Annotated in this window: 19 protein-coding genes; 5 read left to right on the top strand and 14 right to left on the bottom strand. The window is 47.4% G+C overall.

Translation table 11 applies throughout. The features are described from left to right. Nucleotides 1–87 precede the first annotated feature (87 nt). Nucleotides 88–399, top strand: coding sequence for a hypothetical protein (locus AR333_RS13695; protein WP_068775895.1), 312 nt, complete (start codon nt 88–90; stop codon nt 397–399). 239 nt (nt 400–638) lie between these two features. Here the strand turns inward: AR333_RS13695 and AR333_RS13690 are convergent, their stop codons facing one another. The 4 genes from AR333_RS13690 to AR333_RS13675 all read right to left on the bottom strand — a co-directional run bounded on the left by AR333_RS13690 (nt 639) and on the right by AR333_RS13675 (nt 5,824). Then, nucleotides 639–857 (bottom strand): hypothetical protein, encoded by a 219-nt coding sequence (locus AR333_RS13690; protein WP_068775894.1) that lies wholly within the window; start codon nt 855–857, stop codon nt 639–641. A 313-nt stretch (nt 858–1,170) separates the two neighbouring features. Continuing rightward, the gene (locus tag AR333_RS13685; protein ID WP_068775893.1) at nt 1,171–1,620 is read right to left on the bottom strand and encodes a hypothetical protein; all 450 of its coding nucleotides are present in this window, start codon (nt 1,618–1,620) and stop codon (nt 1,171–1,173) included. Nucleotides 1,621–1,644: 24 nt separating this feature from the next. Further along, on the bottom strand, nt 1,645–2,283 hold the full coding sequence (locus tag AR333_RS13680) for an iron-containing redox enzyme family protein (protein WP_068775892.1): 639 nt from the start codon (nt 2,281–2,283) through the stop codon (nt 1,645–1,647). 349 nt (nt 2,284–2,632) lie between these two features. Further along, nucleotides 2,633–5,824: a bifunctional cytochrome P450/NADPH--P450 reductase gene (locus tag AR333_RS13675; protein WP_068775891.1), complete on the bottom strand. Its 3,192-nt coding sequence runs from the start codon at nt 5,822–5,824 to the stop codon at nt 2,633–2,635. Between the two features lie 244 nt (nt 5,825–6,068). Between AR333_RS13675 and AR333_RS13670 the strand changes: the two genes are divergently transcribed. Further along, the gene (locus AR333_RS13670; protein ID WP_068775890.1) at nt 6,069–6,965 is read left to right on the top strand and encodes a LysR family transcriptional regulator; all 897 of its coding nucleotides are present in this window, start codon (nt 6,069–6,071) and stop codon (nt 6,963–6,965) included. A gap of 106 nt (nt 6,966–7,071) precedes the next feature. Continuing rightward, nucleotides 7,072–7,821, top strand: a complete 750-nt coding sequence (locus AR333_RS13665) for a hypothetical protein (protein WP_068775889.1) — start codon at nt 7,072–7,074, stop codon at nt 7,819–7,821. A 45-nt stretch (nt 7,822–7,866) separates the two neighbouring features. Here AR333_RS13665 and AR333_RS13660 read toward each other — a convergent pair whose 3' ends face one another. Next, the gene (locus tag AR333_RS13660; RefSeq protein WP_068775888.1) at nt 7,867–9,411 is read right to left on the bottom strand and encodes a tetratricopeptide repeat protein; all 1,545 of its coding nucleotides are present in this window, start codon (nt 9,409–9,411) and stop codon (nt 7,867–7,869) included. Between the two features lie 540 nt (nt 9,412–9,951). Here AR333_RS13660 and AR333_RS13655 point away from each other — a divergent pair. Then, the gene (locus AR333_RS13655; protein WP_068775887.1) at nt 9,952–10,368 is read left to right on the top strand and encodes a VOC family protein; all 417 of its coding nucleotides are present in this window, start codon (nt 9,952–9,954) and stop codon (nt 10,366–10,368) included. An 80-nt stretch (nt 10,369–10,448) separates the two neighbouring features. Here the strand turns inward: AR333_RS13655 and AR333_RS13650 are convergent, their stop codons facing one another. From AR333_RS13650 to AR333_RS13625, 6 genes are all read right to left on the bottom strand, one after another. After that, nucleotides 10,449–10,847 carry a DoxX family protein gene (locus AR333_RS13650; RefSeq protein ID WP_068776116.1) on the bottom strand — a complete coding sequence of 133 codons (399 nt, stop codon included), beginning with the start codon at nt 10,845–10,847 and terminating at the stop codon, nt 10,449–10,451. A 56-nt stretch (nt 10,848–10,903) separates the two neighbouring features. Continuing rightward, on the bottom strand, nt 10,904–11,761 hold the full coding sequence (locus AR333_RS13645) for a M56 family metallopeptidase (protein ID WP_068775886.1): 858 nt from the start codon (nt 11,759–11,761) through the stop codon (nt 10,904–10,906). Further along, a complete protein-coding gene (locus AR333_RS13640) occupies nt 11,761–12,177 on the bottom strand; it encodes a BlaI/MecI/CopY family transcriptional regulator (RefSeq protein ID WP_068775885.1) in 417 nt (138 codons plus the stop codon). Before AR333_RS13640 ends, AR333_RS13645 begins: the two co-directional genes overlap by 1 nt. A 127-nt stretch (nt 12,178–12,304) precedes the next feature. Next, the gene (locus AR333_RS13635; RefSeq protein ID WP_068775884.1) at nt 12,305–13,018 is read right to left on the bottom strand and encodes a 2OG-Fe(II) oxygenase; all 714 of its coding nucleotides are present in this window, start codon (nt 13,016–13,018) and stop codon (nt 12,305–12,307) included. Further along, nucleotides 13,011–13,559 carry a methylated-DNA--[protein]-cysteine S-methyltransferase gene (locus tag AR333_RS13630; protein ID WP_068775883.1) on the bottom strand — a complete coding sequence of 183 codons (549 nt, stop codon included), beginning with the start codon at nt 13,557–13,559 and terminating at the stop codon, nt 13,011–13,013. Before AR333_RS13630 ends, AR333_RS13635 begins: the two co-directional genes overlap by 8 nt. Beyond that, a complete protein-coding gene (locus AR333_RS13625; protein WP_156430911.1) occupies nt 13,556–14,182 on the bottom strand; it encodes a bifunctional transcriptional activator/DNA repair enzyme AdaA in 627 nt (208 codons plus the stop codon). Before AR333_RS13625 ends, AR333_RS13630 begins: the two co-directional genes overlap by 4 nt. A gap of 193 nt (nt 14,183–14,375) precedes the next feature. Between AR333_RS13625 and AR333_RS13620 the strand changes: the two genes are divergently transcribed. Further along, entirely contained in the window at nt 14,376–15,299 is a 924-nt protein-coding gene (locus tag AR333_RS13620; RefSeq protein ID WP_068775882.1) for a DNA-3-methyladenine glycosylase, read from the top strand. 101 nt (nt 15,300–15,400) lie between these two features. On the opposite strand, the gene AR333_RS13615 is transcribed toward AR333_RS13620, so the two are convergent. The 3 genes from AR333_RS13615 to AR333_RS13605 all read right to left on the bottom strand — a co-directional run bounded on the left by AR333_RS13615 (nt 15,401) and on the right by AR333_RS13605 (nt 18,915). Beyond that, nucleotides 15,401–17,107: an ABC transporter ATP-binding protein gene (locus AR333_RS13615; RefSeq protein ID WP_068775881.1), complete on the bottom strand. Its 1,707-nt coding sequence runs from the start codon at nt 17,105–17,107 to the stop codon at nt 15,401–15,403. Nucleotides 17,108–17,111: 4 nt separating this feature from the next. Further along, nucleotides 17,112–17,483 (bottom strand): hypothetical protein, encoded by a 372-nt coding sequence (locus AR333_RS25405; protein ID WP_253735837.1) that lies wholly within the window; start codon nt 17,481–17,483, stop codon nt 17,112–17,114. A gap of 379 nt (nt 17,484–17,862) precedes the next feature. Beyond that, nucleotides 17,863–18,915 carry an acyl-CoA dehydrogenase gene (locus AR333_RS13605; protein ID WP_068775880.1) on the bottom strand — a complete coding sequence of 351 codons (1,053 nt, stop codon included), beginning with the start codon at nt 18,913–18,915 and terminating at the stop codon, nt 17,863–17,865. Between the last annotated feature and the right edge of the window lie 23 nt (nt 18,916–18,938).

Genomic DNA, 18,938 nt, shown 5'->3' with positions numbered 1-18,938 from the left:
GAGATCCGTGCACAACTTTCCTGTATCCCCAGGCTCCTGCCTCACATATATTACTTTTGTACGCACTATCACGGAGGAGTGATTTAGATGTCCCAGGCTAACATCCCGAACATAACCCCAACCATTACCCTAACCTTTGATGCCTCCATTAATCTGCTGCTTGCTTCCATTGCCTTGGAGGAAATCGGTCTCGCTCATATAATCAATGCCGAAGGGGAGAAACTACAGTATGTACTTGGCACGCTGCCGGGTGTGACACCTCCTCCGGTAACCATTAGCGACCTCCTGGCGGTCAATGCAAGTGTACGCGATACCCTCAAAGAAGTGGCAAGGAAAGAGTGGATTCTTCATAACAAACTGGAAAGTGTTCTAGCCGCGATGACTGCGAATCAGCCTTAGGCATTATCTTTTAATAAGAGCCTTCTTTATCAGATTAAAAACTGCATAACGGACTCGCTCCCTTTCTTTACAACGAATCCAATCAACCTTGTACTTCCTTCAGTTCTCCTTTGACTCTCTTGGAGAAAAGGGAGTTATACGATATCGGATGGATACATTTATTACCTTTCTGATTGCATTAAAAAATCACAAAAAAGCCGCGGACAGCAATCCGCGGTTTATTAGATGTATATGGGAATTTACATTTTAATTAATTCTTTTTTCCAAAATTCGATTACCGTGTGCTCTGGCAATTTCATAGAAGCCCATGAATTTTTAAAGACAAATCCGTATTTCATCATTTTTTTAATACTTACTTCCACTTCGGAGTCCTTCACTCTTAACTCCATAGATACAGAATTTTTAACAATATTTGATAGTTCTTGGATTTCTTCCTGGGTCGGTTCCGAATTGTTCACTTTGCCTCACTCCTCTTTACATCTCTTCTTCCAAAATTCTTTTAAATTATTCACTAAATCCGGTGGAGGTAAACCTGCGCACAGTTGCAAGTTCTGTCCAATCATCATTTCACGGCAATCTTCAGCTTAGCTGACAGGACATGCAAAAGCAAGTCAGTTAACTTTGTTTACCCCGTATCGCTTTTATGCAACCTACCCCCATAGGCAGTAAAATCAAAAGCGATCAAAAAAAACACCCCCAGAATTCACCACCATTTAAGCCCTTTCCGGGTATCTGGCGTTGTTCCTGAGGGTGCTGCTGTTTACTCTGTTCTTATTTGCTTTGTACTAGCGCGTTGGATGGAATCTCCAGGAAATCGAAAGCTTCTTTGAGCATAACAGCATCTTCTTTATTCCAGAAGCTTTTGTTAATCTCCGAAATATTCGAATTTCTCGAAATCCGGTCCATCTGCATCTTCATAATCGACCCGCTGCACAGGACGGCTACTTTAGTCAGATGAGGGAATACGTTGCGCTGTGCTTCTTCCCAGATGCTGTTGACTTCAGGAGTGAACACGATGGGATGACCTTCGCGTTCCATAAACCGGTTGTCCACCAGCAATTTGATTTTCTCCGTTTTGGAGTTGATTTGTACGGTTTCCAGAATAATTCTCGCGGCTTCCGTCGCTTCTTCTACCGTTAAGTTATCTACGACCTGCCAAGAGAATACTTTGTTGACGCTGTCCAAATGGAAACGAAACTTATTATTCAAATTAACACTCACGAGAAAAAAACCTCTTTTCAGAATTTATTTGAGCCAGGAATCAAGCATGACATCCAGTGTGTTGCAAGTATATTTCACCAGATGCTCAGCTTCTTCCAGTTGCTGCACACTCATGTCTTTGATCAGGTGATAGACATCACTGTGTTCTTCATCTGCTTCACAGTGAATCGCCCAGTATTCGAGATTGGAGAATCCGATCTCTTGAAGAATTTTATAAGCATGCAGATAGACAGCATGAGCAAAGCCTTCGCTTGTGCTATTGATGATCAGCAGGGAAAGATTCTCATCCATTGCTGCTACTGCACGGTATTGGAGAGAAATAAAATGTTCGGTTTCATAATTAGCTTTATGCAATTCAGGATCATCTAATCCGATTCCGATCATCCATTTGCGGAGCATTTCTGCATGATCTTTCTCTTCATCGTAATGAGTAGAGAATACTTCATGTTCAACATCCGGGAAACGTTCCCATCTAAGTTTGAGCAGTTCCCCGAAGTGTTTCGACAAATGATAGAGGTTGCTGCACCATTCGAAAGATTCTGCTTTTTTCTCGCTAGGGAAGTTCTGGAAGAAATTATTCTCTCTTTTAACACGGTCCAGCTCGGATGAAATGATACTGCTGATTCTGGAGATTACCAATTCTGAATTCGCTACTGTTGTCATGTAAGTACTCCTCTCCTTTTCAATACTATATCGGATTTTTACCTCTAAAATTTTACTTTTTTTCGACGAAATTCGTGTCTATTTTGTTAACAATATTTATATTTTTAAGTATAACAGACTTATACACCCATATGCGAGGACGATTTTCTATTATGTGGGTACGGTTTCATTTAAACTTCCTTTAGATTCCTTTCATTATACAAGGTTATCAATTTCCAGTATATTGCTCATAATCAATAAAATTCAATAACAACCTTGAACAACCCCATTTTCTGTGCGCGAAAAAAGAGTCAGTCGTTCTAATGCTAGAACGCCGACTCTATTATTTAGTAAATTAATTCTTTATCAGTCAAATACCTGTCCAGACATCCTTCGCGTAACGGCCCTCCGTTTGAAGGCTCTGAAGCCAGTCTTGCGCTTCTTGTTCACTTACATCATGCTCATTCTGGTAGGCTTTCTTGATGACCGCTTCTACATCGGGAGCCATCCGGCTGCCGTCACCACAAATGTAGAGCCTTCCGCCGTTATCCAGCATACCGATTAACTTATTTAAATCCTGCTCCATCAAATGCTGAACATACGTTTTGGGCGCGCCTTCCGCACGGGAAAAGGCCGTATGGAGTGTGACAATTCCATCTCGTTCATACTGCTCGAGTTCATCCCGGTAAATGAAATCAGCTTCATTCCTGCAGCCAAAATAAAGATGCGCTTCTCCAAGAAGCTTGCCTTTCATCTTCATGGCCATTCTCGCCTGCAAGAATCCGCGGAAAGGTGCAACGCCTGTTCCCGGACCCACCATAATTATCGGTGTCTCCGGGTCTTCCGGCAGCTGAAATCCGGATTCCGGCGTGCGGATAAACATCAGGATATCTTCCCCCGGCTGACGCTCAGCCAAGTAGTTGGAAGCAACACCGCGATATTCCCCCAATCCGCTCCGCGCAGGTCCTTCTACAACACCTACCGTAATGCTGGCCTTCTCCGGATTGACGTGAGGAGAACTGGAAATCGAATAATATCTGGCTTTCAGCGGCGGCAGCAGCTCCAGAAAACGATCGAACGGCATTTCACATGCTTCGTATTTCTCAAGCAGGTCCAGCATAGAAATTCTCGCTTTGAATACCTGCTCTTTATACACTCCCTCACTTAATAAGGCTTCCAGTTCTTTTTTATGAGGCGGACAGGTGGTATAAGCGATTAATTCGCGCAATTGCGCACGCGTAGCAGATTCTTGAACCTCTACACTATGACTGAGCAGATCGTAGAGACTGACCGGACGCTCCAGAGGAAGATGCGCCGCGCTGCGCCCGCTTGCCGTTAGAATCAGCTGGTCGTTTCCATTCAACCCGAATCTGTTCAGTACCCGCTTGACATTCTCTTTGCTGTTCCTCGGAAGGACTCCGAGATGATCGCCTTCTCGGTACGTGGCCCCATCAGGCAGCGCCACTTCAATATGCCTGGTGTGCCGGTCACTTTCCGGATTCTGGAGCTCCCGGTTAACCAACACTTCTGCATGAACAGCGTCATAGGACTCAGCTAGCGGCGCTACGGCAATCCCGCTGACGAACTGGACGTTGAGCGTGCTGCGTTCTTTCTCGGCTTTGTGATCAAGCTTCAGTCCAAAGGCATCCATCACATCCGACCACATCCGCTCCCGCCACTGCTCCAGCTGCTGCTCGAAGTCGCCGCTCGCATCTGCTTCTCCCCGCTCGGATAGTCTTGTTGCACCTTTTAGAGCGAGCTGTTCGTCGATAAATCTGGGAACATCCTGGTAAGTTCCGGCCCAGTTGCGGTCCCCGCAACCAAATACGGCATATTTGACGCCTCGCAGTTCATCCTGCTCTACCCGCTCCAGCCATTCCACAAAATCACGCGCGTTACTTGGCGGCTTGCCGTTATAGGAAGCGGTCACGATCAGTACAGCCCCTTCGGTCGGCAGATTGCCTAACCGTTTGTTCAGGGGAGCAACCTCGCTGCTGACCCCATGCATACGGGCAATATCCGCCAGTTCACGTGCAATGCCTTCCGCTGTACCTAAATTTGATCCGTACAGGACTAAGAGTGGCAAGTGTTCCGCTCCTCCAATGATGGAGGCGGCCGCTGATGCCTTGGCCTGTTTATCCGAAGTCTCTGCCGCTTGCGCTTCATTCTGAACAGACCAAGATATTTGAGCGCGGCTGCGTATGCGGATTTTAAACTGGTCGGGTTTCAGGGTCAGCGTTTCTTTGATCTTGAGCTGGTAGTTGCTTGCGTCTATGATTTCAAAATGTTTAAGAATCATCCCGAGGACGAGCACCGCCTCATGCAGGGCAAACTGCTGTCCGATACAAGCGCGCTGCCCGTTCCCGAAAGGTTTGAAAGCATCCTGCGGAACCTGACTCGGATCTTCGAAGCGTTCCGGCCGGAACGCCTCTACGTCTTCCCCCCAGGCTTGGGGATCCCGGTGAAGTTTGGGGATGATGATATTGACATTCTCTCCTTTCTTCAATGGATACTTACCGGCAAGCAGAGTATCTTCTTTGGCATACACCGAGAATGCCGGAGCCGTCGGCCAGAGGCGCAGAGATTCATTCAGAATCATGCGTATATATTTGAGATCGAGAACCTGCTTGTAAGAAGGGGCCGAATCTGTCAGAACGCGATCTACCTCTTCATACGCCTTTTGCAGTTTATCCGGATTACGCAGGAGATAATATACGGCAAAGGATAACAGCCCGCTTGTCGTCTCATGCCCCGCGATTAGGAAGGTAATGATCTGGTACCGGATGTTCTCGTCATCCAGGCCCTCGCCTGTCTCGGGGTCTTTACTCGTCAGCATGCGTGAAAGCAGGTCTTCCGCTTCCGCAGCTCCGCTCGCTTTGCGCTCCGCGATAATCTTATCCACGAGTGAAAACATCGTCTCGATGTCGCGCTTGAACTGCCGCTTCGTCATGACCATCAGTTTGTCCTGGATTCCGAGCCGGGTAAGCTGACCCATCGCTTCATCCAAAGCCCGTACCATACTGAGGATAAAAGGGTGCGGCTGCTCACGGTAAAAGCTGTTAAAGCGGTAATTGAACCCGCATAATCCGATGGTATCCAGCGTCAGGCGGGTCATATCCTCAGGGACATCCACACTCTCGTCGGGATTGAGCCGCGCCCACTTCTGGATAAGCTGGACGGCAATATCCACCATTATATGATGATAGCCCTGCATAGCCCTTTGGCTGAAACTGGGCAGAAGAATATGATGAGCTTTCTGCCAATTTGTTTCCTCTGTCCAACTTGTAAACAGCCCGTCGCCTGCAAAAGCCCGGACCTTCTGCAAAGGAGTCCAGACCTGCTTGTCAAATCTGGACTCGTCGCAGGCATCGGACACTAATTCTTGACTGGATATGTATAGATCGCTTCTTCCGCCTGGAAAATCGAGTCTGAAAATCGGTCCATACTCATAAGAAAGTTTGAGCAGCGACTGATTCGGTTCATCTAATTTGAGCACGGGAAGATTCCCGAGCGGTCCATACGTTTTGGGCTGTGGGATTACAGGGGGTGTGTTCTCTTGCATATCATTATCCTCCGCTTCTAAGGGTGCTTATTAATCCGATAGTCGTTAACTACTTTTACCTCCTCTTCACCTTTTCACTCACGGGCATCCGGGTCATTCCAGGATTTCGTCCTTTAAATTTAAGGTATTATGGTAAAAAAGGTTAAGATTTGACCTCCTATTGATCATAACATATACTAAAAGTTCATTATATTTCCTAATAGTTCACTTAAGTTAACTTTTAGTTAATGAAAGAAGGTTCCCCATGAACTTGGAGCAGCTAACCTACCTGGTTGAAGTAGCCAAAAGCGGTTCCTTTACGAAAGCCGCTCAGAACTGCCATATTACGGTGACAGGAATCAGCCGGTCTATCTCGTATTTGGAACAGGAACTCGGTATCCGCATCTTTTCCCGTTCCCGTGCCGGTGCAGTCGTGACGCCCGAAGGCCACATGATTATTAGCAAAGCAAGGGCCATTTTAAACCAAATACATGAATTAAAGTCTGAAGCCGAAAGCTATAGCGAGATTAACGATTCTAAAATTCGAATTGCGACCATTCCCGGTCCGATCTCCCTCCTGATACATGTATTAATCGGATTAAGGAAAGAATTCCCGGGAATACAGCTTGAAATATCCGAGCATGGCACGGATGCGGTACTCGAGAATGTACGAACGGATGAAAGTGATATCGGCTTTGTCTTATTAAATGAAGGAAATTTGCCGAAGAACGCAGGTTTATTATTTGAACGCCTTGTAAAAGGGAATATTGTCTTAGGGGTAAGTGCCCTATCACCGCTTGCTTCTCTGCGTGCCGTGTCCCTGGATGCCCTCGCGGATCTGCCTTTCGTACTCTATAACGATCCCTACATTATCGATTTCATTAAGGACCTCGGCGATTCCGTAGACGTGCTGTTCACCAGCAACAATATCGAAGCCATCCTGCAAGCGGTCAAAGAGGATATGGCGGTAACACTCGGACCCGATTATTCTTTCCGGGCAAATACGATGTATGAGAATGGGGATGTAATTACGATTCCTTTAGAAATGCCTAGCCAGAAGATCTCCTATCTCTGGTCTGTATCGTCCAAAGAGAATCAAACTTCTAAAGCAGCAGGCCTTTTCGTCAACCGTGTCGTCAGCATGCTGCGGCAATTAGAGTGAGAGGCTGATGATCTCTTACCTCAGTATATCCAATGAAGCAAAATAAGCTAAAAAATGATAAAATTTCTGTATGAGATTTGTAACTGACTAGAAAGGCGGAGAAATTTTGAACTATTCGTTTATCATCAGTCCCGATACATACAATGCTTTCGACAGCGAAGAGGAACAGATCGACCGGTGCAAAGAATGGGGCCTTCTTTCGGAGAAAGCAGCCAAGATGAAACCTTTCTTTTATAAGGGAAACGGTTTGAATGTAGCCTGCAGCATTGTCGGGTATGCCGACAGAATGACAGCTGTCATTGAGTTGCCCAATCAACAGCTTCACTGCATCCATCCCTCTTATTTGAAAGAAATGCAAGCGTCCAACTACACCCAGAGAGCTGCCGCGGCAGCAGAGGAAGCCGCTGAGCCGCTAGACCCGGCGCTAGAAGCTCTAAGCGAAGATGTTTCGACAGCATCTGAATCCACACCTGCTCCTCCGGTGAAAATCAAGATAGAAGAACCCAAAACTGCGGCACCGAAGAAGGAAAGAGCCAAAAAAGAAAAGCCTCCAAAGCTTCAGCTTCCTGAAGAAAAAGTTAAAATGACGGCTACCGTCAAAGAATTCACAACGGTGCCTAACCATTTCTCCGATAATGAAGATGAAGTCGTCATCTACGAAGCGGTTGCCCTTGTGGAACCGGAAACGGTTATTGGCGAAGCCTGGTCCAGCCACAGCGCCACACTCAAGAAATTAGAGCTGGAAGTCGGTGACACGATTACCTTTGAAGCCAAGATTGTAGCCAAAAAACTGACCAGACATCCCGTGCCTTACAAAATCAACAATCCGGCCAAGATTCAAAAAAACGAAGAATGAACCTCAAAAAAGCCGTATGCGTGTGCATACGGCTCTTTTATTCTTCTATTGTAGAAGCAGCTTGAGGGAAGAGGCTCCTTCGTGCGTAGGGTCTTGTTCTAAAACACTTCGTGAATATTGCCTGGCTCCCTCTTCATCCCCTGTCTCATAGCAGCAAATAGCTCTGTTGTACAGGATAGAGGTGCCCGCCGGGCTTTCCCCTGACGAACGCTCATAGAATTCAAGCGCATCTGCAAATAAACCCATCTCAAACAGCAGTTCCGCACATTCTACCGCCAAATCCCTGCTCTCCTCCACCTTGTAGTAACCTTTCCACATCTGCTGCATGCCTTCACGAATGGCATACGCATCTTCTTCCCCGATCTCCGGCAGCATTTCCGAGATACGCCCTGTACTTTGAAGAAACAGTTCTGCATCGTAATGGCCTAATCGCCAGAAGGCTAACAGTTGGGACAGCTCCATTTCATTCAAATGCTCATCCAGCCCTTTTTTCAAGCTAAAAAAATCATCGGGACCGAAGCGATTTACAAACCGGCGGTAAGCAAGCCGGGTATGTGCATAGCGATCCGGATCTGTCAGCATGAGTACACAGCCCACATTTAACTGCTTATAGCGGTGGGGGGTGAATAAAACTTCAGCGCCTTGGCAAGCATACACATGCCCGATCGCATGATAGTTAGCTTCCAGAGAGAAGCTACCGTGGCGGACAAGATCAGGTGCCTCCGCATATTTCCAGTTCTCCAACCGGTGATCGCCCTTATCCGCAGTCAGCAGAAGAAAACCTTCTTGGGATAAGGTATTCAGCCGCTGCAGGCATTCCAGACCGACAGCCGGGAAGAGAACATGAGAGTCTTCCAGTTCCTTCCGGTACAGCTCTATAACGCTGCAATATGGATAATCGGCCCTCTCATATTCAGCCGCTCTGCGATATTGATACTCAGGGTTCACCTGCTTAAGCCGTTCAGAAGGGGGCAGCGGAGCTTCACCTTCCGGAATCTGCATCAAAATATCGCATGCATAAATCAAACCCTCATCTACATAGAGAAGTTCCTGAGGGATACTGTCAAAAAAGTAATTCGCGATGATGAGCAGTGGCTGCTTCAAATCACCTGGCCGAATGCATTCGCCGGATTGCGTCAAATATAGCTCTGCATCCTGTACCGCATCAAATTGCGCGAAGTCTAGAATGCCCTGCTTCTCGAATACGCTCAGCTGGGGATGCTGCTTCCAGTAGTCCAGATTCTTAGCTGCCAAATCGCTCATCACATAGCGGTATGAGGGCAGCTCGAACCCGGCGCACGCCTTGAGTTCGTCCAGTTCATTGAGAACATGCGAGGCTAACCGGCCCGAACCCGCGCCAAGCTCAAGAATCATGACGGGTTCAGAACCATAGCCAAGCTTGGCACGGTCCTGCAGAAACCCGAAGATGATCTCAGCATATGCCGCTCCAATGCGGGGATTATTCGTTATATAATGCGGGACTTCTTTACTCTGCCAGGCACTTATCCCCTGCTCTTCATAATACGAACGCTGCATATCCCAAATGGGAGCTTCACTAAAGCGGTAAATGTGTTGTTTGGTAGATGACATCGATTGAACCTTCCTTGCTCCTATATAGTGCGGTATTCGTGCAGGTGTCTCCTCTATACACGGGTCCAGACCATCCGCTTAGAAACTGTTTCTTCTATTATAGTACCATATCTCCCGGGTCGGCTGGTCTGTTCGCCATCCCCGGAATATAAGAATCACCTCAATGGCTCCAACAAGCAGCTGAAAGATTGGCAGAATGAAGAGCGCATGCCCCAAACCCGGGAGGAATAGCAGAACGACAGGCCAAGGGACCGGCAGGATCGGTACCGCCACTTGTACAAACTTGCTTAATTATTCGCATATGTAAAACTCCACGTTTCCTATTTTGTAAGTAGAAAATTGTCCTGTTCTCCCTGATCCGGCTTCTATAACAATAGTTTAGCGGGACTGTGAGGTGGGTCCCATCAATTAACCTTTCAAACAATTCAGGTTGCCTTACATTTTTGTCACCATGATTCCTATAACAATAGCAATCGAGAAGAACTCTTAGCCCTCCGGAAATGGTAGAATAAGTTATCTTATACATTGAGGTGATTGAGAATGGCTTTACAAGCAGATAAAATTTTTGTTAATTTACCGGTTAAAGATTTAAACAAAACCGTGGAATTTTTCACACAAATCGGGTTTGAATTCAATCCCCAGTTCACGGATGAGAATGCAACATGCATGGTCATTAGCGAGCATATATTTGTTATGCTGCTCGTAGAAGATTTCTTCAAGACGTTCACCAAGAAACAAATAACCGATACGGCTGTGAGTACAGAGGTTATTGTAGCGTTATCCGCAGATAGCAGGGAACAAGTGGATGAGATTGTATCGAAAGCGTTGGCGGCTGGGGCCGCGGCTTACAATGACAGGGTCGATCATGGATTTATGTACAGCTGGAGTTTTCAAGACATTAACGGCCACTTATGGGAACTGGTTTATATGGATGAGAGCACGGTTAATCGAGGTTAATCGCATCCGCTGCCTAAATTAAAAAAAGTAAGTTCTTATCCATACGACAGATAAGAACTTACTTTTTTATTTTGGCTGCGTTAATTTGTAGGTTTATTACGGGAAGGCAGTACAGAATCCACGGACCACTTTCCACTTCCGTTTAACACGAAATAAAGGGCGATTGCCATCAGGGCAAGATCAAGCTCGTAACCGCCCAAGAAACCGCCGGCTAGCTTCACTTTAATTGTAGCTCCCAGCATGACGATGACGAATAAGGCCGACACAATTCTCGTACCCAGTCCTACAATTAGTGCTGCTCCCCCTACTAATTCAATTAAGGCGACGACATAAGCCATAAAGCCAGGCAATCCGATACTTTCGAACCACCCGGCTGTGTTAGCGATCCCCCCTTGAAATTTATCGAATCCATGTGCAAAAAAGGTAATACCCAACACCACACGCAAAATAAGTGCGCCAATCTCCCGGTTTTGTTTCATCATTCATTCTCCTCTCCTGTTACACTACATCATGTAGTGTTAACTAATAAAAAAATTTACGTAACGGCCACCATAACCATAACCAATAAAAGCAGCAGAACCTGAACAGAAACAACAATAGCTGCGGTTTCCAGTCTTAGCGGTATATTTTTCTGCGGTTCAACCAATTGCTGCAATCTATAATTAACTGATTCCTGTGAAAAATGAACCAGAGTTACGTTTGTCTCTCTCCTGCAAGCATTCTTAATCAGTTTGAACAGGGCACTGCTCAATCCTAGTTCGGAGCCCGTTCTGTGTATGGCGAATTCATCAGCCATTAACTCACTCATGATTTTATAATTATGATAAGACCATTTGGTTAAGGGGATGAACCAGAGTGCCTGAGAAATTAGTTTAAGAACGAAGATCTTAAAGGGATCCAGATTCTTTTGATGAAAAGTCTCGTGCTCGATAACCGCCTCCAGCTCATCCTCATCCAGCATCTCAATCAATCCGGTAGAGAGTATGATGCAGGGTTTATGCAGCCCCATCGTAAAGGCAAGCGGCTGAGATTGATGGATAATCATCAACGTTTGATCCCGTCCGGGATATCTTGCGTTGATGTCGCGAGTTAAATCATGATGAAGGGCGGACAGGATCTTCTTTTTGAATTTAACAGAAAGCCATAGCTGCTCGGCAGTCTTAAATAAAGTGACCAGGAAAGTATATGCAATAATGGCATTCAAGAGAACAACGACAAAGAAGTAATAAATCGATTCCTCTTTAAACAAACTTACGCAGAATTTAAAAAAGTTTACTTGGACATCTACTCCAAAAAAGAGGTGGGTCAAGTACATGCCCATCTGGCACCATACCAATAGTGCTATAAGAAGACTTAATACCAGGATAGAAAAAGACTTTCTCTTCCACCTCATTATAAGTTGTCCTTTCTCAACTGTTGGATTTTCTGCTCTAATTTATCCAGCAAAGTCTGATCTACCTCATCCAGTACATCAATCATATGATTGATCACGACGCCGCCAAACTCATCGAGAAGATTCTCTGTTAATTTCTTGGACTGCTCTTCAATAAACTTCTCCTTGGACTGAACGGGCCGAAACAGCGACAGTCTTCCCTCTGCCCTCTTCTGTAAGATCCCTTTGTCAACCAAGCGGTTCATCACCGTCATCGCAGTATTAAAATTAATAGGCTTGTCCTGCTTCAGACGCTGCTGAACTTCTTTAATGCTTAATTCTTCCGCTTCCCAGAGAAGCTCCATAATTTTGGCTTCCAGCGGTCCAAAAAAACGGTTCAGCCCGACTTCATCATACTTGAATTTCTTGATATTCATGTTCTCCATACCTCCACTACACATTGTAGTGTTAATGTTCACAAAAGAAACTACACTACAGGCTGTAGTTCCTAAAGTATAGCAAGGACAAACCGAACGGGTCAAGTGCCAACTTTATAGCAAAAAATTATTTGGCATCATGAAAAATAATTCCCGCACTATATCTCGTTCCCGAATGAACGGTGCTTACGCCGTGACGGTTTGTCATCCTATAGTAACCGCGCGTTCCTTTTGCAGGCCGGTGCTGTGTCGGGAAGATCAGTCCGGCCCCCTGCTCCAGATTGATGGCATGTCCCCGGCTCTGCGCACGCGGCCTCTGCTCCACCAGCAGAAATTCCCCGCCGGTATAATCCGTTCCATGCTGATTTAAAGCAAAGACGACTTGAAACGGAAAGGAGAGGTCGCCGTAGAGATCTTGATGCAGACAATTGTATCCCCCGGTGTCATACTTTAGAATCAGCGGTGTAGTGCGTGTCTGGCCCAGCTGATGGCATTGGCTGAGGAATTCCGCCAGACTTGCCGGATAAATGCCCTTACCGCCAAGATATGCCAGCCACCGGTTCGCGGCAATAGCAAGCTGGGGATATAAACGTTCGCGAAGCTGCTGCAGGATATTCGGCAGCGGAGCGGCGTAATACTTGTACTCCCCTTCTCCGAATCTATATCTCGCCATATTAATCGTACTGCGGAAACACTCTTCTTGATCATACGTATTTATGATTGCCTGACAATGATCGTGTTCTAGCAGCACGGGCAGCTTCGCGTAGCCCTGTATGTCCAGCGTTCGATGCAGCTCCCCCCAGTCCAAGGCCGCCAGGCGCTCCGCAAGCCGATTATACATTTCGCAGCATCCTTTCGCTGACAGATTGTTCGCTTTCAAACTGAAGCAGCTTCATTTTCATATCTAGTCCGCCCCGGTAGCCCGTTAGCGAGCCATTCTTACCAATAACCCGGTGGCAGGGCACGGTTATCAGAACCGGATTCGCCCCGATCGCAGTTCCCACTGCACGTACGGCAGCCGGCCTGTTAATCCGGTTGGCAATATCCGAGTAGGATTGGGTGTGTCCATAAGGAATCTCGCCAAGTGCCTTCCAGACATCCTGTTGGAATGCGGTTCCTCTGCAATCGTGAGGCAAAGTAAAGTCCTGCCGCTGCCCGCTCAAATATTCTTTTAATTCCCGTTTATACGGCTCCATCTTCTCCTCATCCTGTATAAACTCGCTTCCCGGGTAATGAATAGCCGACCATTCCGTTAACTCTTCCAACGGTTTATTCAGAGATCCTACATAACAAAGCCCGTCCTGAGTCGCGGCAATATACAGATTCCAATCCGTATGAATCAACCGTCCCCAATAGATCTTTTCATTGCAGCCAGTTTTCATTCTTCATTACCTCCCCAAGTTTGCTTATCACGATGCTTATGGCGGTACTCAGCAGGTGTATGCCCGGTACTTTTTTTGAACAACGTGATGAAATAAGGCGTGTTCGCTATGCCGACATTTACGGCTATCTCATGGATTGCCTTCTCTGTATGAATCAGATATTCTATAGCCCTGGCCGTTCTTTGCTGCTGTATATACTCCATAGGCGAAATGCCCATGACCCGCTTGAACGTGCGCTGTAAATGATAAGGACTGCCATGACACATATCTGCTAGAATGTTCAGTGTGAGCGGCTCCATATAATTCATCTCTATGCATCTAGTAATTTGAACCGCCCATTCTTGGTCGGGCAATCGTTCACCGGTCGGTTTACACCTTTTGCAGGGCCGGAAGCGGGCTTCCAGAGCTTCTTCGGCGTTCCCGTAAATGCGGACGTTTTCTTTCCTCGGAGGTCTCGATTTGCAGGAGGGACGGCAAAAGATCCCCGTAGATTTTACAGCATAGAAAAATTTGTGATCGTATGCCGGATCGTTGTGAGTAATCGCACGCCATTGTTCATCGGATATACCCATCATTCCCTGACCTGTCTCACCCGGACCCTCTTCTTTAATTGGATCTGGCATCTTATCGCTCTCCCCTCCTTGTAGGCAATCGAATGGCTGGCTGCTCTACCACCACAGTATACCCCTGCCAACAGCCATTTGTACGCAATTACGAATAGAATCGCAAGATATCGAAATCATAAGCTTTTCTTTTATGCAAAAATAATCGTATACCCTTGAAACTTGAATGGAGGCAATGAATTTGAACTCAACTATGTCCCAAGACCTCTGGAAAGAGCCTAGAAATGAACTTGAACTTGAAACACCACAAGAGTTTGATTATGCCGAAAATCTGAACTACTTGTCCCGCTCCCCTAATGAATGCTTGTTTCGCTTAGAGAATGGCCGCATCTACAAAGCGATTCCGGCCGGCGGGGAAACAGCTGTTGTAGAGATCAGTTCCACGCCTGAGAATCGGCTGCTGATCCGGTTCCTGGGTGAACAGGCAGCGGTGTCTGAGGGGATGCGCTCTGAAGTCATCCGGTATGTGAGAGACTGGTTTGATCTGGACACGGACCTGGCGCCCTTCTATGAATTGGCACAATCGGACCCTCTTCTTGAGAGGGCCGTGGATACGTATTACGGACTGCGAACCATCGGCATTCCCGATTTATTCGAAGCAATTTGTTGGGGTATTCTCGGCCAGCAGATTAACCTCACGTTCGCTTATACCTTGAAAAGACGATTGGTCGAAACCTATGGGCGCCCTGTCGAATGTGAAGGAGAAACGTACTGGATTTTCCCCACTCCTCAAACCATAGCCGCCTTGTCGGTTGAGGAATTGACTACGCTCAGAATGACGGTGAAGAAGTGTGAGTATCTGATCGGGGTAGCCCGTCTTATCATCCGGGGGGAATTGTCCAAGGAACAATTACTAGCCGCCGGAGACTCCAAAAATGCTGAGAAAATCCTCGTCAAAATCCGCGGCATCGGTCCCTGGACCGCTAATTATGTCGCGATGCGGTGTCTGAGATTCCCTACGGCCTTTCCTATCGATGATGTCGGGCTGCATAATGCAATTAAATATTTGACAGGCGCAGACAGGAAACCTACGAAAGAAGAGATTCTGAAATTATCAGCCGCTTGGACAAATTGGGAGTCTTATGCGACTTTTTATTTGTGGAGGTTTCTGTATTAACCCAAGAAACAAAACAAGCCTGAACGCGGTGATCCGCATATCAGGCTTGTTTTGTTACAGATACAGGAGTGAGTACGGACGGGGACCCCTATATGGAGTACTCACAGCACTTGATGCAGTCTGCTGTATATTCCGCCAGCAGCAATCAGTTCCTGATGATTGCCCTGCTCGGCAATCCCGTCCGTATTCACAACGATGATGCGGTCCGCATTCTGGATCGTCGTAAGCCGGTGTGCAATAACCAGCGTCGTTCTGCCGGCAGACAGCTCCGCCAGCGATTTTTGAATCAAAGCCTCTGTTTCGGTATCCAGGGCCGATGTAGCCTCGTCGAGTATAAGAATCTTCGGATTCTTGAGAAACATGCGCGCAATGGATAAGCGCTGCTTTTGTCCGCCGGACAGCTTAACCCCCCGCTCGCCGATAATCGTGTCCATCCCTTCCGGAAGACCGTAGATCAATTCCTCCAGAGAAGCGCGCCGGGCCGCCTCCCAGATCTGCTCTTCGGTTGCCGCCAGATCACCATAGGCGATATTTTCTCTAATCGTTCCCGAGAACAGAAATACGTCCTGCTGAACAATTCCGATATGCTTGCGCAGCGAATTCAGCTTCATCTGCCGGATGTCGATCCCATCCACGGTAATTTTGCCCTCTTCGACGTCATAGAACCGAGGGATCAGACTGCAAATGGTAGTCTTACCTGCACCGGAAGGCCCCACGAAAGCAATCGTCTCACCGGCGCGTACAGTCAAATCAATTCCGCTTAGAATTCTGCGGCCCGGTTCATACCCGAACGAAACACCTTCAAAGCGGATATCACCTCTAACCGCCTCAACGGAAACAGCATCCGGCCTATCGGCGACTTCTGGTTCGGTGTCCATAATTTCGGTATACCGCTTGAAGCCGGCAACACCTTTGGGGTAGCTTTCGATGACCGCATTAATTTTCTCAATCGGCTTGAAGAAAATATTGGAGAGCAGCAGGAAAGCCATGAACTCGCCAAGTTCCAGCTTCCCTTTCAGGAAGAACCAGGCCCCGCAGACCATGACGACGACTGTAACCAGACGCATCATCATATAGTTGATCGAGATGCTCTTAGCCATCGTTTTGTATGCCAGCAGCTTCGTTTCCCGGAAACGCTCGTTATCCGCCGCGAATAATTCTTTCTCATGACTTTCATTCGCGAAGGATTGAACGACGCGCATTCCGCCTACATTTTCCTCGATACGTGCATTAAAATTACCGACATCGCCAAACAATCGTTTGTAAGTCCGGGTCATTTTTCTTCCAAATACAAGAATGAGCCAGATCAGGAACGGGATCATGATAAAGGTAAGCAGAGCCAGTTCCAAGTTGATCGTAGCCATCAATGTAAAGGCACCCGCCAGTGTCATGATCGCGATAAAAGCATCCTCGGGGCCGTGATGCGCCACCTCCCCGATATCATTCAAATCATTCGTTACCCGGCCGATCAGATGTCCGGTCTTGTTATTATCATAGAAGCGGAAGGATAACTTCTGCATATGAGCAAACACTTTCTCACGCATCGTCGTCTCGATATTCACGCCAAGCATATGTCCCCAGTAGGTGACGACATATTGCAAAACTGTGTTAAGCGCATAAATGGCCAGCAGACCCAGGCACGCCAGGACGATAACCGTCCAGTTCTCACCCGGCAGCAGATCGTCAATAAACTTGCTGACTGCCAGCGGAAAAGCGAGCTCCAGAAGCCCTGCAATGATCGCGCAAGTAAAATCCAGTAGGAAGAGTCCTTTATAAGGACGATAATAGGAGAAGAAACGGCGCAGCATTGGATCACTCCTCCCTTTCATTTCGTGGGAGTGTGGTGGAGCTGTCAGCATCTTCTTGCAGGTCAAACAATAAGACATATTCTTCAATGACCTGATCAATCGCCTTTAATTCTCCACAGAGCACAGGTCGGATCGCTTCGAATTCCGCTTGCTCAAGCTGTCTGGCTAGTGTGCCTCTTTTGGCCTGCAGTTTCTCCAGAAATAACAGGACACGGCCTCTCCTGTAAGTTTGAGCGCCGCTGCATTTGTGCTCTTTGCCTCTACGCCCTTGATGCTCGCTGCGGTATCCGCTGCCCCCGCCTCCTGCTTGTCCGTCCTGCATCATCAGGTAACGGCCGTTTAGTGAACCAGATCTGTTCCGTTGACTATCATACAAATTCCAGCACCTCTTATTCTATCTTTTGTAAATGAAGAATCTCTGTATACAAATGTATACACTGTCTATCTGGGTGTCAAGAGATAGTTTCGTATTCGACAGATGCAAATCCAGACCCAGACCCAGCATCTCGTATAAACTTCTGAAGCAGATTAACTTTTGCTGTCATCTACATGGCAACTATGGCTTACTGTACCTAAAAAATAACGATGATTGCTGTTTCCCTCTTCTCGCCGTCTATATGCTAAACCTATCTATTTACTCCCTTCAAGCCAATAAAGCTGCCGGCATATGCCCGCAGCTTTATTGGTTGTCTGATGGTAAATAAACAATCGCCATCCAAGCCCCGATCCCTACAGCGTTGCCGCCTGTTCTCGTTTTACTCCGCCGGAATCAGCAGGACGTGCTGGCAGGCCGTCTGCAAGTCTCTCCACGCGCGGTTAACTGCGCTGTCCTGCATGGCGGCAGAGAGCCCCAGGAAGGGGAACAGTTCCAGCCCGCAAGCCAGAGCAGTCCGTGCAGTCAGCAGGCATTCGGCCGAAACTTCCTGTTGAGACGCCTCGGTAAGCTGCTGTTCTTGCAGAAGCTCGTTCCAGGATTCCTCCACGGCCTCCAGGAACATAGCTTCTCTCTCCTTCAAAATTCCTTCCTGCCGCTCCAGCTTCTCCAGTACATGGGCGTCCCTCTTTTTGAGAAGGATCAATTCCCTGGCCTCTTCCAGGAAGTGCTTGGCAATGCCCAGGCTGACTGCTGCAAACGATGCTTGGGCAAAAGGCAGGAACGGATATTGATAAACAGGTTCCTCTCCATAGCCTTTAAGCTCTGCCAAGAGGAATGTCCTCTCCTTGGGGACGAAGGCTTCTTTCGCCATGATCGTATGGCTGGCTGTAGCCTTGAGCCCGAAAGCATTCCAATCTCGGTGAATCTCAATCTGCTCCGGCGCAAAAACGAACGAGCGGATTTCAGGCTGCGCTTCCTGCTGCTCATCCCCTTCCGGCTCTACGATACAGTTAGCCGTGAACACTGTTGCATGTGTAGAGCCGCTGCAATATTTCCAGCTGCCGTTAACTATGTAGCCGCCATCGACCCGCTTTGCCGTTCCAGATGGAGAACCGCTTCCTGCGATCACGGCCTCTGGAGACATGTAGACCGAACGTGCCACATGGCTCTCCATCAATGAAGCGAAGAAGCCTCCACCCGATCCGATATTGACCAGCCAGCCGAAGCTGCCGTCAATTCGGGAGCATTCTACGAATATGCTCACAGCTTCCGGCAAGGAAGCCATCCTGCCTCCCAATTCCCGGGGGACGAACAGTTTGAACAATTTATGGTCATAAATAAGCTGCAGCACTTTTTCTGTCACTGCACCTTCTGTCTCCATCCTTAGTGACTGTTCTCTGATCTCACTGACCTGCTTTTGCGAAAACAACATTCCTCCACCGCTTCCTTTACGCT

The organism is Paenibacillus sp. FJAT-26967 (assembly GCF_001541095.1).
Classification (GTDB): domain Bacteria; phylum Bacillota; class Bacilli; order Paenibacillales; family NBRC-103111; genus Paenibacillus_F.
Note: the sequence above shows the minus strand (reverse complement) of the source record. Positions and strands in the feature narration are given on the sequence as shown.

Coding starts and splice junctions, on each gene's coding strand:
- AR333_RS13695 (WP_068775895.1), top strand. CDS start 88: ATGTCCCAGGCTAACATCCCGAACATAACCCCAACCATTACCCTAACC.
- AR333_RS13680 (WP_068775892.1), bottom strand. CDS start 2,283: ATGACAACAGTAGCGAATTCAGAATTGGTAATCTCCAGAATCAGCAGT.
- AR333_RS13675 (WP_068775891.1), bottom strand. CDS start 5,824: ATGCAAGAGAACACACCCCCTGTAATCCCACAGCCCAAAACGTATGGA.
- AR333_RS13670 (WP_068775890.1), top strand. CDS start 6,069: ATGAACTTGGAGCAGCTAACCTACCTGGTTGAAGTAGCCAAAAGCGGT.
- AR333_RS13660 (WP_068775888.1), bottom strand. CDS start 9,411: ATGTCATCTACCAAACAACACATTTACCGCTTTAGTGAAGCTCCCATT.
- AR333_RS13655 (WP_068775887.1), top strand. CDS start 9,952: ATGGCTTTACAAGCAGATAAAATTTTTGTTAATTTACCGGTTAAAGAT.
- AR333_RS13650 (WP_068776116.1), bottom strand. CDS start 10,847: ATGAAACAAAACCGGGAGATTGGCGCACTTATTTTGCGTGTGGTGTTG.
- AR333_RS13645 (WP_068775886.1), bottom strand. CDS start 11,761: ATGAGGTGGAAGAGAAAGTCTTTTTCTATCCTGGTATTAAGTCTTCTT.
- AR333_RS13640 (WP_068775885.1), bottom strand. CDS start 12,177: ATGAATATCAAGAAATTCAAGTATGATGAAGTCGGGCTGAACCGTTTT.
- AR333_RS13635 (WP_068775884.1), bottom strand. CDS start 13,018: ATGTATAATCGGCTTGCGGAGCGCCTGGCGGCCTTGGACTGGGGGGAG.
- AR333_RS13630 (WP_068775883.1), bottom strand. CDS start 13,559: ATGAAAACTGGCTGCAATGAAAAGATCTATTGGGGACGGTTGATTCAT.
- AR333_RS13625 (WP_156430911.1), bottom strand. CDS start 14,182: ATGCCAGATCCAATTAAAGAAGAGGGTCCGGGTGAGACAGGTCAGGGA.
- AR333_RS13620 (WP_068775882.1), top strand. CDS start 14,376: ATGTCCCAAGACCTCTGGAAAGAGCCTAGAAATGAACTTGAACTTGAA.
- AR333_RS13615 (WP_068775881.1), bottom strand. CDS start 17,107: ATGCTGCGCCGTTTCTTCTCCTATTATCGTCCTTATAAAGGACTCTTC.
- AR333_RS13605 (WP_068775880.1), bottom strand. CDS start 18,915: ATGTTGTTTTCGCAAAAGCAGGTCAGTGAGATCAGAGAACAGTCACTA.